This window comes from Pseudomonas sp. R1-7 (genome assembly GCF_051132105.1).
Lineage (GTDB): Bacteria > Pseudomonadota > Gammaproteobacteria > Pseudomonadales > Pseudomonadaceae > Aquipseudomonas.
The window spans coordinates 5,618,091-5,632,482 of the sequence record NZ_CP071661.1; the positions used below are offsets into that span (position 1 = coordinate 5,618,091).

Annotated in this window: 14 protein-coding genes; 9 read left to right on the forward strand and 5 right to left on the reverse strand. The window is 62.2% G+C overall.

Features of this window, described 5'->3' with window-relative positions:
• Nucleotides 1–44: 44 nt before the first annotated feature.
• From ftsX to ftsY, 3 genes are read right to left on the reverse strand one after another with little or no spacing between them, the layout of a single operon-like run.
• Nucleotides 45–1,067, reverse strand: a complete 1,023-nt coding sequence (gene ftsX, locus J3P79_RS25390; protein WP_434606578.1) for a permease-like cell division protein FtsX — start codon at nt 1,065–1,067, stop codon at nt 45–47.
• Nucleotides 1,064–1,735: a cell division ATP-binding protein FtsE gene (gene ftsE / locus J3P79_RS25395; protein WP_434606581.1), complete on the reverse strand. Its 672-nt coding sequence runs from the start codon at nt 1,733–1,735 to the stop codon at nt 1,064–1,066. The genes ftsX and ftsE overlap by 4 nt, the downstream gene beginning before the upstream one ends.
• Nucleotides 1,732–3,153, reverse strand: a complete 1,422-nt coding sequence (gene ftsY / locus J3P79_RS25400; protein ID WP_434606584.1) for a signal recognition particle-docking protein FtsY — start codon at nt 3,151–3,153, stop codon at nt 1,732–1,734. Before ftsY ends, ftsE begins: the two co-directional genes overlap by 4 nt.
• Nucleotides 3,154–3,497: 344 nt before the next feature.
• Between ftsY and J3P79_RS25405 the strand changes: the two genes are divergently transcribed.
• Genes J3P79_RS25405 through J3P79_RS25420 form a run of 4 tightly spaced genes read left to right on the forward strand, consistent with a single transcriptional unit; the run spans nt 3,498 to nt 7,978 of the window.
• Complete coding sequence (locus tag J3P79_RS25405; RefSeq protein WP_045157214.1) at nt 3,498–4,850, forward strand: M16 family metallopeptidase; 1,353 nt, start codon at nt 3,498–3,500, stop codon at nt 4,848–4,850.
• A complete protein-coding gene (locus J3P79_RS25410) occupies nt 4,847–6,337 on the forward strand; it encodes a M16 family metallopeptidase (RefSeq protein WP_434606586.1) in 1,491 nt (496 codons plus the stop codon). The genes J3P79_RS25405 and J3P79_RS25410 overlap by 4 nt, the downstream gene beginning before the upstream one ends.
• A complete protein-coding gene (rsmD, locus tag J3P79_RS25415) occupies nt 6,337–6,948 on the forward strand; it encodes a 16S rRNA (guanine(966)-N(2))-methyltransferase RsmD (RefSeq protein ID WP_434606588.1) in 612 nt (203 codons plus the stop codon). The genes J3P79_RS25410 and rsmD overlap by 1 nt, the downstream gene beginning before the upstream one ends.
• A gap of 31 nt (nt 6,949–6,979) precedes the next feature.
• Complete coding sequence (locus tag J3P79_RS25420; protein ID WP_434606591.1) at nt 6,980–7,978, forward strand: hydrolase; 999 nt, start codon at nt 6,980–6,982, stop codon at nt 7,976–7,978.
• 3 nt (nt 7,979–7,981) lie between these two features.
• On the opposite strand, the gene J3P79_RS25425 is transcribed toward J3P79_RS25420, so the two are convergent.
• Together J3P79_RS25425 and J3P79_RS25430 are read right to left on the reverse strand one after the other, a co-directional pair.
• Entirely contained in the window at nt 7,982–8,836 is an 855-nt protein-coding gene (locus tag J3P79_RS25425) for a sulfurtransferase (RefSeq protein WP_434606594.1), read from the reverse strand.
• A 37-nt stretch (nt 8,837–8,873) separates the two neighbouring features.
• Nucleotides 8,874–9,545 carry a TetR/AcrR family transcriptional regulator gene (locus tag J3P79_RS25430; RefSeq protein ID WP_039590862.1) on the reverse strand — a complete coding sequence of 224 codons (672 nt, stop codon included), beginning with the start codon at nt 9,543–9,545 and terminating at the stop codon, nt 8,874–8,876.
• 149 nt (nt 9,546–9,694) lie between these two features.
• Here J3P79_RS25430 and J3P79_RS25435 point away from each other — a divergent pair, with 149 nt between their 5' ends.
• The 5 genes from J3P79_RS25435 (at nt 9,695) to J3P79_RS25455 (ending at nt 14,334) form a co-directional block, all read left to right on the forward strand.
• Nucleotides 9,695–11,125, forward strand: coding sequence for a coniferyl aldehyde dehydrogenase (locus J3P79_RS25435; RefSeq protein ID WP_434606596.1), 1,431 nt, complete (start codon nt 9,695–9,697; stop codon nt 11,123–11,125).
• A gap of 27 nt (nt 11,126–11,152) precedes the next feature.
• Entirely contained in the window at nt 11,153–11,698 is a 546-nt protein-coding gene (locus J3P79_RS25440; RefSeq protein ID WP_434606599.1) for a twin-arginine translocation pathway signal protein, read from the forward strand.
• A 60-nt stretch (nt 11,699–11,758) separates the two neighbouring features.
• Nucleotides 11,759–13,354 (forward strand): GMC family oxidoreductase N-terminal domain-containing protein, encoded by a 1,596-nt coding sequence (locus J3P79_RS25445; RefSeq protein WP_434606600.1) that lies wholly within the window; start codon nt 11,759–11,761, stop codon nt 13,352–13,354.
• A 115-nt stretch (nt 13,355–13,469) separates the two neighbouring features.
• Complete coding sequence (gene coaD, locus J3P79_RS25450) at nt 13,470–13,949, forward strand: pantetheine-phosphate adenylyltransferase (protein WP_007897855.1); 480 nt, start codon at nt 13,470–13,472, stop codon at nt 13,947–13,949.
• A 133-nt stretch (nt 13,950–14,082) separates the two neighbouring features.
• The gene (locus J3P79_RS25455; RefSeq protein WP_003206534.1) at nt 14,083–14,334 is read left to right on the forward strand and encodes a YfhL family 4Fe-4S dicluster ferredoxin; all 252 of its coding nucleotides are present in this window, start codon (nt 14,083–14,085) and stop codon (nt 14,332–14,334) included.
• Nucleotides 14,335–14,392 lie beyond the last annotated feature (58 nt).

Here is a 14,392-nt window from a genome sequence, read left to right on the forward strand (position 1 = left end):
CAAGTTCCCACAAAACCTGAAAGGTCAATACGCGCAAAAAAACACTATTTTGGAGCAAGCTCACGCAGGTGGCGTGCTACCGCAATCCATGCACCGATATAACCCAACAGCACCGCGCCAAGCAAGAGCGACAGACCGTCGGCGGCTGGCACACCGGCCAGCGAAAAATCACTGCCGTACAAACCGGCCAACCCCACTACCGCATCGTTCAGCCAGTCCAGGCCGAACGCCAATACGCCCCAGGACAGGATGCCGGCACCGAAGCCATACAGCGCCCCCATATAAAGGAAGGGCCTGCGCACATAACTGTCCGTACCGCCGACGAGTTTAATCACTTCTATCTCGGTGCGGCGGTTTTCAATATGAAGACGAATGGTATTGCCTATCACCAAAAGTAATGCGGAAACCAGCAGCACCGTCAGACCGAAGACAAAGCGGTCGCCGAGCTTGAGGATCGCCGCAAGACGCTCGACCCAGACTAGATCAAGTTGCGCTTGTTGTACCTTCGGCAATTCGGAAAGTCTTTGTCTTAATGCTTCAAGGGTCGGCTTGTCGACCTCATTCGGGGTGACCAGCACCACGCCCGGAAGAGGGTTCTCCGGCAGTTCCTTGAGGGCTTCGCCCAGGCCGGATTGCTGCTGGAACTCTTCAAGCGCTTGCTCGCGCCCCACGTATTCGGCATCGGCCACGCCCGGCATGGCCTTGATCTGCTCACGCAGTGCCTCGCCTTCGCCCGGCGTCGCATCCAGTTGCAAATAAAGGGAGATCTGCGCCGCTCGCTGCCAGGAGCCGCCCAAGCGCTCCACATTACTCAGCAAGAGCGACAGGCCCATGGGCAGGCTCAAGGCCACCGCCATGACCAGGCAAGTAAAGAAGCTGCCGATCGGCTGCTTGCCCAGGCGTCGCAGGCTGTCGAGCAGGCTGGCGCGATGGCTCTCGATCCAGGCGTGCAACAGCGTGGTGAAATCCGGGCCGTCGTCATCGTCGCGCTTTTTCTTTTGCGGCTGCGGGTCGGAACCCTTCGGGGCCACGCGTTCGGCCACTTTCGGGCTGCGGGTAGCACTCATGCGCCAGCCTCCCCGTCGCCAATCAATCGGCCGCGTTGCAACGTGAGCATGCGATGGCGCATGCGTGCGATGAGCGCTAGGTCATGGCTGGCGATCAGCACGCTGGTGCCCAAGCGGTTGATGTCTTCGAATACACCCATGATTTCCGCCGCCAGGCGCGGGTCGAGGTTACCGGTGGGTTCATCCGCCAGCAGCAAGGCCGGACGATGGACGATGGCGCGGGCAATACCGACGCGCTGTTGCTGGCCGGTGGACAGGTCGCCCGGGTACAGGTCGGTCTTGTCCGATAGGGCCACGCGCTCCAGCGCCGAATCCACGCGCTTGTTGATTTCGGCCTTGGACAATCCAAGGATCTGCAACGGTAGCGCCACGTTGTTGAACACCGTGCGATCGAACAGCAACTGGTGATTCTGGAATACCACGCCAATCTGGCGCCGCAGATAGGGGATCTGGGCGTTGCTGATGGTGCTCAGGTCCTGGCCCGCCAGCAACAGTTTGCCGGTGGTGGGCCGCTCCATCGCCAAGAGCAGGCGCAGCAAGGTACTTTTACCGGCACCGGAATGGCCGGTGACAAACAGAAATTCGCCACGACGGACCCGAAAGCTCAGCTCATGCAAGCCGACGTGACCGTTCGGATAGCGTTTACCGACCTGTTCGAAACGAATCATGAATGCTCCCGCTCGGCAAACAATGCCTGGACAAACGGCTCGGCTTCGAAGGTGCGCAAGTCATCGATGCCTTCACCCACGCCGATGTAGCGAATCGGCAGGCCAAACTGCTTGGCGAGGGCAAAGATCACCCCGCCCTTGGCGGTACCGTCAAGCTTGGTCAGGGCCAGCCCGGTCAGTTCGACGGTCTGGTTGAACTGCTTGGCCTGGTTGATAGCGTTCTGGCCGGTACCGGCGTCCAGCACCAGTAGTACTTCATGGGGCGCGTCGGCATCGAGCTTGCCGATCACCCGGCGAACCTTCTTCAACTCTTCCATCAGGTTGTCTTTGGTGTGCAGGCGACCGGCCGTGTCGGCGATCAGCACATCGATGCCACGGGCCTTGGCAGCCTGCACGGCGTCGAAGATCACCGAAGCGGAGTCGGCGCCGGTGTGCTGGGCAATCACCGGGATCTTGTTGCGTTCGCCCCACACTTGCAGCTGTTCGACCGCGGCGGCGCGGAAGGTGTCGCCCGCAGCGAGCATGACTTTCTTGCCTTCGAGCTGCAGCTTCTTGGCCAACTTGCCGATGGTGGTGGTCTTGCCGGCACCATTGACGCCAACGACCAGGATGACGAACGGCTTGTTCTGCGAGGCAACCACCAGCGGTTTTTCCACCGGCTTGAGCAGGTTGGTCAGTTCGCCCTGCAGGGATTTGTACAGCGCATCGGCATCGGTCAGCTGTTTGCGAGCGACCTTCTGGGTCAGGCTCTGGATGATCACCGAGGTGGCCTCGACGCCGACATCGGCGGTCAGCAGGCGGGTTTCGATGTCTTCGAGCAATTCGTCATCAATGACCTTCTTGCCCAGGAACAGGCTGGCCATGCCTTCGCCAATGCTGGCGCTGGTCTTGGACAGGCCCTGCTTGAGGCGGGCGAAGAAGCCGACCTTGTTCTCTTCGGCAGGACGCGGCGGTTCGGCCGGTGCCGGAGCCTCTGTCGGAGCAGCCTCTGGCTCTGGCTCGGAAACAGGCTCAGGAGCCGGCGGCACGACCACGGCGGTCGGTAGTTCCTCCGGTTGCGGCGGGGCAGGAATTGGCGGGGTGACGTGGGGCGCCTGGGCGTCCTCGACCAATGCGACCGGCTCTTCCGCCACGGGCAGGGTCAGCCAGGGTGTCTGCCCGGCTGGCGGGGTCAGGGGTTGCTCAAGCACCGGCTCAAGCACTGGCTCGGCTTCAGGCTCGGCCGGTTGCAACACCGGCTCGGCAATTGGCAAGACAATGGGCGCGGCCTCTTCGACCACCGGTTCTTCGGCAGGCCCAGGCTGAGGTTGAGGCTGTTCGACTACGGTTTCCTGCGGCTTCTTGCGCAGCCATCCGAACAGGCTTTTTTTCTCGCCAGCCGCAGCTGGGGTCTTCTTGTCGTCGTTGGAACCAAACATGGAGGACGGCTATCTCACGGTAGCGACGCGCCTGGAGGGCGCCTCGGTGATAAATATTCGATGCTGAACAGACTGCGTTTCATCAAGCTTGTTCACGCGCAACAGATTCTCGAAATGTCGCCAGGACACCTCATGGTCGATTTTTTCGAAGGACTGGTACGGCATCGTCGGCGAAAACGCAGGGATAGAGGAGAAATCCCGACGTTTCTGCACGGAACCCAGACAACCTTAGGCCGATAAAAGACCCGATAGGCGTGGCCGCCAGTAAAACGGACCGTTATCCTAGCACCTCCTCGCCTGCTGAGGCTAAGACCCGGCAGGCAGCCCGACAGGTTTAAACACGAATGAATGCTCTTGCCCGCCGCGCCGCAGGCCTGCTGCTCAGCACGGTTTGTCTGCCCTTCTCAGCCTTGGCTGCCGATCCACAACCTACCCATGAATTCACCCTCGACAACGGCCTGAAGGTCGTCGTGCGCGAAGACCACCGCGCACCGGTGGTGGTCTCCCAAGTCTGGTACAAGGTCGGTTCCAGCTACGAAACGCCGGGCCAGACCGGTTTGTCCCATGCCCTGGAACATATGATGTTCAAGGGCAGCGATAAAATCGGCCCCGGGGAAGCGTCGCTGATCCTGCGCGACCTGGGTGCCGAAGAGAACGCCTTCACCAGCGATGACTTTACCGCCTATTACCAGGTACTGGCCCGGGACCGCCTGGGCGTGGCCTTCGAGCTCGAAGCCGACCGCATGGCCAGCCTGCGCTTGCCGCCGGAGGAGTTCAGTCGCGAGATCGAGGTGATCAAGGAAGAGCGCCGCATGCGCACCGACGACAAGCCGATGTCGAAGGCCTTCGAGCGCTTCAAGGCCATGGCCTACCCGGCCAGCGGTTACCACACGCCGACCATCGGCTGGATGGCCGACCTGGACCGCATGACCGTCGGCGAGCTGCGTCATTGGTACGAATCCTGGTACGCCCCCAACAATGCGACCCTGGTCGTCGTCGGCGACGTGACGCCGGACGAGGTGAAGACCCTGGCCCAGCGCTACTTTGGCCCGATCGCCCGGCGCGACGTGCCGGCGGCGAAAATCCCGCTGGAGCTGGCCGAGCCCGGCGAACGCAAGATCACCCTGCATGTACGGACCCAGTTGCCGAGCGTCATGCTGGCATTCAACGTACCGAGCATCGCCACCGCGACGGACAAGGCCTCGGTCAACGCCCTCCGCTTGATCTCTGCCCTGCTGGACGGCGGCTACAGCGGCAGGATCCCGACCCAGCTGGAACGTGGCGAAGAGCTGGTCTCGGGCGGATCGTCGAACTACGACGCGTTCACCCGTGGCGATACATTGTTCACCCTGTCGGCAACGCCTAACACCCAGAAAAACAAGACCCTCGCCCAGGCTGAAGCCGGGCTGTGGCGCTTGTTGGAAGCGCTGAAGACGACCGCCCCGACCGCCGAGGAGCTGGAACGCGTCCGCGCCCAGGTGATCGCCGGCCTGGTGTATGAGCGCGACTCCATTACCAGCCAGGCCACCGCGATCGGCCAACTGGAAACCGTCGGCTTGTCCTGGAAACTGATGGACACCGAGCTCGCCGAACTGCAAAGCGTGACCCCGCAGGATATCCAAAAGGCAGCCCAGCTGTATTTCACCCGCCCGCGCTTGAGCGTCGCGCATGTCCTGCCTGAGGAGAAAGCTCAATGAGTGAGCGCAAATCATCGCGCTTGGCGCTGATCGGCCTGGCGCTGGTCGCCTTGGTCGCCGCGCTGGCCTTTTACCTGTCGCCTTCGAACAGTTCCAACGCCAGCCAGGCGCTGGACAAGGCCAAGTCAGGCAACAAACTGCAATCGCTGGCCGAACTGGACGATAAGGCGCCAAGCCGTCGCCAGCTCGATGTGCAAACCTGGAAAACCGCCGACGGCGCCAAGGTCCTGTTTGTCGAAGCCCGGGAATTGCCGATGTTCGACCTGCGCCTGACCTTCGCCGCCGGCAGCAGCCAGGACGGCGATGCCCCAGGCCTTGCCCTGCTGACCAATGCCATGCTCAACGAAGGCGTGGCCGGCAAGGACGTCAGCGCCATTGCCCAAGGTTTCGAGGGCCTCGGCGCGGACTTCGGCAACGGCGCCTACCGGGACATGGCCGTGGCCTCGTTGCGCAGCCTCAGCGCGACGGACAAACGTGAGCCGGCACTGATGCTGTTCGCCGAAGTCGTCGGCAAGCCGATCTTCCCCGCCGACTCGTTCGCCCGCATCAAGAACCAGATGCTCGCCGGTTTCGAGTACCAGAAACAGAACCCCGGCAAACTGGCGGGCCTGGAGCTGATGAAGCGCCTGTATGGCGATCATCCGTACGCCCACTCCAGCGATGGCACCGAACAGAGCATTCCTCAGATAACCCTGGCCCAGGCCAAGGCCTTCCATGCCAAGGCCTATGCTGCCGGTAACGCCGTGATCGCCTTGGTGGGGGACTTGTCCCGTGCCGAAGCCGAAGCGATTGCCAGCCAGGTGTCCGCCGCACTGCCCAAAGGCCCGGCACTGGCGAAAACTCCGCCACCCGTGGAGCCTGAGGCGAGCATCGGCCACATCGAATTCCCGTCCAAGCAGACCAACCTGATGCTCGCGCAGCTGGGCATCGACCGTGACGATCCGGATTATGCCGCCGTGTCCCTGGGCAACCAGATCCTGGGCGGTGGTGGTTTCGGTACGCGGCTGATGACCGAGGTCCGGGAAAAGCGCGGCCTGACCTATGGCGTATATTCCGGCTTCACGGCGATGCAGGCTCGCGGTCCGTTCATGATCAGTCTGCAGACCCGGGCCGAGATGAGTGAAGGCACGCTCAAGCTGGTGCAGGACGTCTTTGCCGATTACCTCAAGAACGGGCCGACCCAGAAAGAACTCGATGACGCCAAGCGCGAATTGGCCGGGAGTTTCCCGCTGTCCACCGCCAGTAACGCCGACATCGTTGGCCAGCTTGGCGCCATGGGCTTCTATGATTTGCCGCTGAGCTACCTGGAAGATTTCATGCGCCAGTCACAGGAACTGACGGTCGAGCAGGTCAAGGCGGCTTTGAACAAACACCTGAGCACCGACAAGATGGTCATCGTCACCGCTGGCCCGACCGTCCCGCAAAAACCGTTGCCGGCGCCCACTGACAAACCTGCCGAGCAGCCGCTCGGGGTCCCGGAGCACTAATGGCCCGTTCATCGAGTTCCACCCGCAAACCCACGCACAACGGTGTGAACCAACTTCGCATCATTGGCGGTGAATGGCGCAGCCGACGCTTGAGCTTCCCGGACGCCCCAGGCCTGCGGCCGACGCCGGACCGGGTGCGCGAGACCCTGTTCAACTGGCTCGCGCCCTACGTCGCGGGCGCCAAGGTGCTCGACCCGTTTGCCGGTAGCGGCGCGCTGTTTCTCGAAGCGCTGTCCCGTGGTGCCGTCATGGGCCAGGCGCTGGACGCCAGTAGCCTGGCGGTTTCCAGCCTGAAGGAACACCTCGGCACCTTGCGTTGCACCGTCGGCCAGGTGCAGACGGCCGACGCGCTGCGTTACCTCGACAGCCAACCGGCGACCCGCTTCGACCTCGTTTTCCTCGACCCGCCGTTCAATCAGAACCTGCTGCCGACAGTCTGCGCCTTGCTCGAGGAACGTCAGTGGCTGGCCGAGGATGCCTGGGTCTACACTGAAAGCGAGACCGCCCCGTCCACCCTGGGACTGCCGAGCAATTGGCGCCTGCATCGCGAGCAGAAATCCGGACAGGTGCATTACGCGTTGTGGCAGCGTTCACCAAAGGACATTGGCTGAACGGCTGGCCGTGCATCGAGAAATAGTCAGAATGTCCGCCGCATCCGAACGTTTCGTCCCTGCCCCGGGCCTTGGCAACCCGCACCTGCAAACATTGTGGGGGCCGCTATGGCGAAAGTCGTATCCCATCAACCGTGAACGGGAGCGGCTGTGGCTGGAAGATGGCGACTTCCTCGATCTCGACTGGCATGGCCCCCATAGTGCCGACGCGCCGTTGGTGCTAGTGCTTCACGGGCTGACCGGTTCTTCCAACTCGCCCTACGTGACGGGCTTGCAACAGGCACTCGACGACCAAGGCTGGGCCAGCGTCGCGCTGAACTGGCGCGGTTGCTCGGGGGAGCCGAACCTGCTGCCTCGCAGCTATCATTCAGGCGTCAGCGAAGACCTCGCCGCCACCTTGACCCACCTGCGGAGCCGACGCCCATTGGCCCCCCTGTTTGCAGTGGGCTATTCCCTCGGCGGCAACGTCTTGCTCAAGCACTTGGGCGAGACCGGCAACGACAGCCAACTGCAGGGCGCGGTAGCCGTTTCAGTGCCGTTTCGCCTGGACCAGTGCGCCGACCGTATCGGACAGGGGTTCTCCCGGTTCTACCAAGCGCATTTCATGCGCGAGATGGTGGCCTACGTACGCAACAAACAACGCCAGTTCCAGCATGACGGACGCCACGAAGGGCTTGCGGCCCTGGCCGCGCTGGGCTCGCTGGACAACATGCGCACGTTCTGGGATTTCGATGGGCGGGTCACTGCGCCGCTGCACGGATTCTCGGACGCGGCGGACTATTATCGACGCGCCTCCAGCCGCTATTTCATGGCGGGGGTCAAAACGCCGACCTTGCTTATCCAGGCAGCCGACGATCCGTTCGTATTTCCCCACAGCTTGCCCGAGCCCGATGAGCTATCTGCGTCGACCCGGCTCGAACTGCATACCCGAGGCGGACACGTCGGGTTCGTCGACGGGACGTTGCGGCGCCCCGGCTATTATCTGGAAAGGCGCATCCCCAAATGGCTGGCGAGCCTGGGACACGGTTGAGCATTACTCGCCCTTCGCCACGCCCCGCTGTGGATCAGTGATCCACTCACTCCACGAACCGGCATACAGCTTGCCCAACGGATACCCTGCCAGGCATAACGCGAACAGGTTATGGCATGCCGTTACGCCGGAGCCGCAATAGGCCACCAAGCCGGTCGGCGAGCGATCACCGAGTTTCCCGGCAAAGCGCTGCTTGAGCTCGTCGGCCGGCAGGAAATGTCCATCGGCGCCCAGGTTGTCGGTGAACGCCGCGCATTGCGCGCCCGGAATATGCCCGGCCACGGGATCGATCGGCTCGACCTCTCCCTTGAATCGCGGCAATGCCCGCGCGTCCAGCAATGTCATTTCCGGTTGGCCGAGGCGTTGCTGCAGCGCTTGCGCGTCCACCAGCAAATCCGCGTCCGGCGAACCATTGAAGGTGCCGGGTGCGATGGCAGGCGGATCGAGACTCAGGGGCAAACCCGCCGCGTGCCAGGCCTTGAGCCCGCCGTCGAGGAGGTGGACGCCATCACGCTTGCCCAGCCAGGCCAGCAACCACCAGGCGCGAGCGGCGTAGGCACCGGGGCCATCGTCATACAGCACGATGTCACTGTCATTATTGATCCCCCAGGCCCGCAGGCGCGCAATCAACGCGTCAGGCTCAGGCAGAGGATGGCGTCCGGTCACGCCCTTGACGACCGAGCCGCTCAAATCGCGCTCAAGGTCGGCGTGGGACGCACCGGCAATATGACCCTCGGCGTAGCTGCGCTGGCCGTAGTCCGGATCTTCGAGGGCAAAACGACAATCAAGAATCACCAGCCCGGGCTGTGATCGCCTCTGTTCAAGGGCTTGGGGGCTGATGAGTTGCGCGATGGGCATGGCGAGCTCCTGTGGCTGAATCAAGCAGGTCCGATCCTTACTGCCCTTCTTCCAGGGTCTGGGCCAGGGGGACGTAGAATTCTTTGAACAACGCATCCACCGCCTCACGGGCCTGGTCGGTCACGAAACCCGCTTCGAGCACCAGGACCTGGTACACGCCACGCTTGATGGCCTGTTCGCTCAGGTGGTTGGAATTTTCCCGGGTCGTACACAGGAACCGCACCCAGGACGTGAGGATGATCCATGCGTTAAGGGTCAGTGATTCGATCTGCACGCGGTCCATTTTCAAGATGCCGGCAGCGACGAACCCCTCGTAGATCGCGGTGCCATGAATCAGACAGCGCTGGGAAAATCGTCGGTAACGAGCCGCTAGTTCCGGGTCGCTGTCGAGCAGGTGCTCCAGGTCCCGATGCAGGAACCGGTAGCGCCACATCGCCGATAGCAGCTCCTGCAGGTAAAAGCGCTTGTCATCCACCGTGGACAGACGGCCCTGGGGCGGACGCAAGAAGCTGTCCACCAGGTTTTCATACTCACTGAACAGCACGGCGATGATCGCCTGCTTGTTGGGGAAGTGGTAATAGAGGTTGCCCGGGGACATCTCCATATGGGCGGCAATATGGTTGGTACTGACGCTGCGCTCGCCCTGCCGGTTGAACAGCTCGAGGCTGTTCTGCACGATGCGCTCGCTGGTTTTCATTCGTGGGGCCATGGCTTGGGCTTTACTGAAAAAGTGATCGAAGGGCATCTTACGACCTATCGGTCACAGGATAAAACCCAAGCGATTTACAGAGGCTCATTTGACTTTTTAGAGCATAAGCTCTAGAAAGCACCGACTCCAATAAAAATCCGGTGCCTGCCATGCCCGCTGACGTTGCTTACCTGCACGAGTCCCAACAGCACCTGGACGAACTCCAGGCGCTCTTCATCGCCCAGCGCCAGGCCTACGCGGCTCACCCGATGCCACCGGCAGAGCAGCGACGGCAATGGCTCAAGGCATTGGGCGAATTGTTGAGCACTGAACGGCAGGCCCTGATCGATGCCATCAGCGAGGATTTCAGCCACCGCAGCGCGGACGAAACCTTGCTGGCCGAGCTGATGCCGAGCCTGCACGGTATCCACTACGCCAGCCGGCACCTCAAAGGCTGGATGAAGCCCTCCCGGCGCAAGGTTGGCGTGGCCTTCCAGCCAGCGTCGGCCAAGGTGGTCTACCAGCCGCTGGGAGTGGTCGGGGTCATCGTGCCCTGGAACTATCCGCTTTTCCTGGCCATCGGCCCCCTGGTCGGGGCGTTGTCGGCGGGCAACCGGGTGATGCTCAAACTCAGCGAATCGACCCCCGCCACTGGTTCATTGCTCAAGCAATTGCTGGCCCGGATATTTCCCCAGGACCTGGTGTCCGTCGTGCTTGGCGAAGCGGACGTTGGCATCGCGTTCTCCAGGCTGCCGTTCGATCATCTGCTGTTCACCGGCGCAACCAGCGTAGGCAAGCACGTGATGCGTGCCGCCGCGGAAAACCTGACACCGGTTACCCTCGAACTGGGCGGAAAATCCCCCGCCATCGTTTCCGGTGACGTCCCGCTTGAACACGCCGCCGAGCGCATCGCCTTCGGCAAGACGCTCAACGCCGGGCAAACCTGTGTCGCACCGGATTATGTGCTGGTGCCGCAAAACCGTGTCGGGGCTTTCGTCGAGGCGTATCGCGAGGCCGTGCGCGGGTTCTATCCGACACTGATCGACAACCCGGACTACACCGCCGTCATCAACGAACGACAACTGGCGCGGCTCAACGGCTACATCGGCGACGCAACCAGCAAGGGGGCGTTGTTGATCGAGTTGTTCGAGCAAAGCCAGGGCCGTCGCATGGCCCACAGCCTTCTGCTGAACGTCACGGATGAAATGACGGTCATGCAGGACGAAATTTTCGGGCCGCTGCTGCCTATCGTCCCCTACGAAACGCTCGACCAGGCCTTTGCCTACATCAATCAGCGACCTCGTCCGCTGGCGCTTTACTATTTCGGCTACAACAAGACGGAACAGAATCGCGTGCTCAACGAAACCCATTCCGGCGGCGTCTGCCTCAACGACACACTGTTGCACGTGGCTCAGGACGATATGCCGTTCGGCGGCATTGGTGCTTCGGGGATGGGGCATTATCACGGGCATGAGGGTTTCCTGACCTTCAGCAAAGCCAAGGGCGTGCTGGTCAAGCAGCGGTTCAACGCGGCGAAACTGATCTACCCGCCTTATGGAAAGCCGTTGCAGAAACTGATCCAGAAGCTGTTTATCCGCTAACCAGCGTCTTCCCGGGTAATAACAATAATGAACCCAAGCCTGACCGATACGCCCGCCCTGTCCCGACGCGGCTTGCTGCAACTCAGCTTCGGCGCCAGCGCCTTCCTGATCACCGTCGGATTGGGCGCCAGCCTGAGCGGCTGCTCCTCCAGCGAACCGGCCCGCGGGCTGGCAGCATTGCGCGACAGCGACCTGCCATTCCTGCGCGCGGTGATCCCCGTCATGCTCGACGGCGTCACGACAGCTGGAACACTGCTCGCCGCCACCGAAGCCACGCTGCAGAGCCTGGATCGAGGGCTGGCGCACCTGTCGCCGTCCATGCTCAAGCTCACGCGCCAGTTGTTCGATGTGCTGACGCTGGGCGTTACCCGTGGGCCGCTGACCGGAATCTGGGGCGCGTGGGAAAACGCCAGCGCCGAAGACATCCGACAGTTCCTGAGCCGGTGGGAAAATAGCTCGCTGAGCTTGTTGCGCCAAGGCCACGGCTCATTGCTGCAAATGGTGATGATGGCGTGGTACAGCCGGCCGGAGTCCTGGGCTCATTGCGGATATCCAGGGCCCCCCACAGTTTGAAACCCGGCTCGCTTCCACAGTGATCCTCATCGCAATTCATAACAACAAGAGAGTCCTGGCATGCCCGTACCCGACCCGTTCCGCGAAGGCCTCGCCCGTGGCTGGACCACCTACAACGGCGCGCAACTGACCCAGGACCTCGTGTTGGAGCCGGACGTGGCGATCATCGGCAGCGGCGCCGGCGGCGGCACCACGGCAGAAATTCTCAGTGCTGCCGGCTACAAGGTATTGCTCATCGAGGAAGGACCGCTCAAGACCAGCCACGACTTCACGCTGCGCGAGGACCAGGCCTACACCAGCCTGTACCAGGAAGGCCTCGGGCGCATGAGCAAGGACGGCGCCATCACCATTCTCCAGGGACGCGCTGTCGGTGGCACGACGTTGATCAACTGGACTTCAAGCTTCCGCACGCCGCCGCAGACCCTCGAACATTGGGCGACTGAGCACAACGTCAAGGGCCACAGCCCCGCCGAGATGGCGCCCTGGTTCGCACGCATGGAACAACGCCTCGGGGTGGCGTCCTGGATGATTCCACCCAACGCCAACAACGACGTGGTCCGCAAAGGCTGCGAACAACTGGGCTACGCCTGGCACGTCATCCCCCGCAACGTACGAGGCTGTTGGAACCTGGGTTATTGCGGCATGGGCTGCCCGACCAACGCCAAGCAGTCGATGCTCGTCACCACCATACCCGCCACCTTGGACAAGGGCGGCGCGTTGCTTTACCTGGCGCGGGCCGAACGCCTGGTCATCAAGGATGACAAGGTCATCGGCTTGGATTGCCTGGCCATGGATGAGCAATGTGTGGCACCCACCGGGCGGCGCATCAAGATCAAGGCGCGGCACTATGTATTGGCTGGCGGCGGCATCAACAGCCCGGCCCTGCTGCTGCGCTCCGCAGCACCGGACCCGCACCAACGCTTGGGCAAGCGCACGTTCCTGCACTTGGTAAACATGTCGGCCGGCCAGTTCGACGAAGTGATCAACCCATTCTACGGCGCACCGCAGTCGATTTACTCGGACCATTTCCAATGGCAGGACGGTGTCACCGGCAAGATGTCCTACAAGCTGGAGGTGCCGCCGTTGCATCCGGCACTAGCCGCCACGCTGTTGGGTGGCTTCGGCCCAGAGAACGCCATGCACATGGCACAGCTGCCCCATACCCATGCCATGCTGGCGTTGCTGCGCGACGGTTTTCACCCCGATAGCCCGGGCGGCAACGTTGAGTTGCGCAGCGATGGCACGCCAGTGCTCGACTATCAGGTTTCGCCCTACGCCTGGGATGGCCTGCGCCGGGCCTTCCACAGCATGGCCGAGATTCAGTTCGCCGGCGGCGCCCGGGCCGTCATGCCGATGCACAGCGATGCCCGTTATGTGCGAACCCTGGCCGAGGCCCGCGCAATGATCGACGGGCTTGAGCTTGCCCTCTACCGCACACGCCTGGGCAGCGCCCATGTCATGGGCGGCTGTGCCATGGGTGAAGACCCGAAGACTGCGGTGGCCGATAGCCTCGGCCGCCATCATCAACTGGGCAATCTTTCCATCCACGACGGTTCGCTGTTCCCTACCAGCATCGGCGCGAACCCGCAGTTGTCGGTGTATGGATTGACGGCACAATTGGCGACATCCCTGGCCAAACGCCTGGGAAAACCTTGAAAATATGGATTATTCGCAGCGTCTATAGTGCGCTCCTGACCAACAGTCGACTTGGCCGACCGAGAAGGCTGCGATACCATCCGACTCCCCAACGGACTCCCGCCAGGACGACGCGATGAACCGAGTGTTGTACCCAGGTACCTTCGACCCTATTACCAAGGGCCATGGCGATCTGGTCGAACGCGCTTCGCGCTTGTTCGATCATGTGATCATCGCCGTCGCTGCCAGCCCAAAGAAAAACCCACTGTTCCCGCTGGAACAACGGGTGGAATTGGCTCGTGAAGTCACCAAGCACCTGCCCAACGTGGAAGTGGTCGGCTTTTCGACACTCTTGGCGCACTTCGCCAAGGAAAAAAATGCCAACGTGTTCCTGCGCGGCCTGCGCGCGGTCTCGGATTTCGAATACGAGTTCCAGCTGGCGAACATGAACCGCCAATTGGCGCCGGACGTCGAAAGCCTCTTCCTGACGCCGTCGGAACGCTACTCCTTCATTTCCTCGACCCTGGTGCGCGAAATTGCGGCGTTGGGCGGCGATATTACCAAGTTCGTCCACCCGGCCGTCGCCGATGCGCTGACCCTGCGCTTCAAGAAGTAACCGGCTGTGCCGCGGGGCAGCCCCGCAGCACAGCACAGTCCATCGCGCCCGCGTGCACTGTGCGCGCGATTGCGGCACAATTGCGCCTATTCGTTTTCAACTGCCCGGGCCCAACGCCCCGGCCGGAGTCTGCATGTCCCTTATCATCACCGACGACTGCATCAACTGCGACGTCTGCGAACCCGAGTGCCCGAACGAGGCCATTTCCCAAGGCGAAGAGATCTACGTCATCGACCCGAACCTGTGCACCCAGTGCGTCGGCCATTACGACGAACCCCAGTGCCAGCAAGTCTGCCCGGTGGATTGCATCCCGCTCGACGAGGCTCATCCGGAGACTGAAGAACAATTGATGGCGAAATATCGAAAGATCACTGGCAAGGCTTGAGTTTTTGGCCGGCCCTGCTGGCCCCATCGCGAGCTTGCTCGCGATGAGGCCCTCAGCC